Origin of the sequence: Kitasatospora putterlickiae, assembly GCF_039527695.1 — a bacterium.
Lineage (GTDB): Bacteria > Actinomycetota > Actinomycetes > Streptomycetales > Streptomycetaceae > Kitasatospora > Kitasatospora putterlickiae.
In genome coordinates this window covers 1-917 of record NZ_BAAAKJ010000184.1, presented here as the reverse complement: position 1 = coordinate 917, position 917 = coordinate 1, and the positions used below count along the sequence as shown (strand labels likewise).

Genomic DNA, 917 nt, shown 5'->3' with positions numbered 1-917 from the left:
CGGCGAAGGTCTGGTCGGCGCCGATGTCATGGCCGGTGCGCACCGAGCGGCCGTGCCGGGCGGCCATCGCCTCGATGGCGAAGACGGCGCTCTGGGTGGACGGCAGCGGGTCGTGGGGCATCGGGCGTCCTCTCCTCGACGCTCGGCTGATCGCGCTCAGCGTCGTTCGATCATCACATTGGTCGACTTGATGACGGCCGTGGCGGGGGCGCCGGGCACCAGTTCCAGCTCCTCCGCCGACTCCCTGCTGATCAGCGAGACCACCCGGAACGGCCCGGCCTGGATCTCCACCTGGGCCGCGACGTCGCCGAGCACCACGTCGGTGACGATGCCCGGGAAGCGGTTGCGGGCCGAGGAGGGGCGGCCCTCGGCGGCGGCGGTCTCGGGGCGGCCCAGTTCGCGCGCGAAGGCGGCCAGCTCGGCGCCGGCGATGATCCGGTGGCCGTGCTCGTCCCGCTCGGCGGCGATCCGGTCGGCGTCCACCCAGCGCCGCATGGTGTCGGCGCTCACGCCGAGCAGCGCCGCGGCCTCGCCGATGCGGTAGGGGTTGGCCGGTGCCCCGGGCTGGCCCATGGTTGCGACTCCTGACGGTGGTGCGGACGATCGGCGGCCGGGGAGACGGCCGGGCCGTGGTTCGCCCCCGCCCGGTCCGGGCCCCGCCGCCCATCCTGCCGTACCGGCGCCCCCCGCTGGAGCCCAGGGCCCGGCGTCCGTGGTCAGGACACCCAGGGTTCGCCTTCAAACCCCCGTCGTCCGCCCGGAGGGCGGGCCGGGCGGCGGAGTCCATGCGGTGGGGGCGCACTTCCCGGCCGCCAGGCTGGGGGCGCGCCGCCCGGCAGGCGGGGGTGTGAGGACGGACGCTAGGGCTCGCCGAAGAGGTCCCGGCGGACGGCGGCGCCGGCGGTGAGCACGCGGCT

The 917-nt window shown here is 76.4% G+C and carries 1 protein-coding gene; it reads right to left on the bottom strand.

Going from position 1 to position 917, the window contains the following annotated elements; genetic code table 11:
* Positions 1-156: 156 nt before the first annotated feature.
* Positions 157-573 carry a TOBE domain-containing protein gene (locus ABD308_RS18445; protein WP_344335798.1) on the bottom strand — a complete coding sequence of 139 codons (417 nt, stop codon included), beginning with the start codon at positions 571-573 and terminating at the stop codon, positions 157-159.
* Positions 574-917 lie beyond the last annotated feature (344 nt).

What these genes read in the sequence shown, in the direction of transcription:
- ABD308_RS18445 (WP_344335798.1), bottom strand. Translation starts at nt 573, where the DNA reads ATGGGCCAGCCCGGGGCACCGGCCAACCCCTACCGCATCGGCGAGGCC.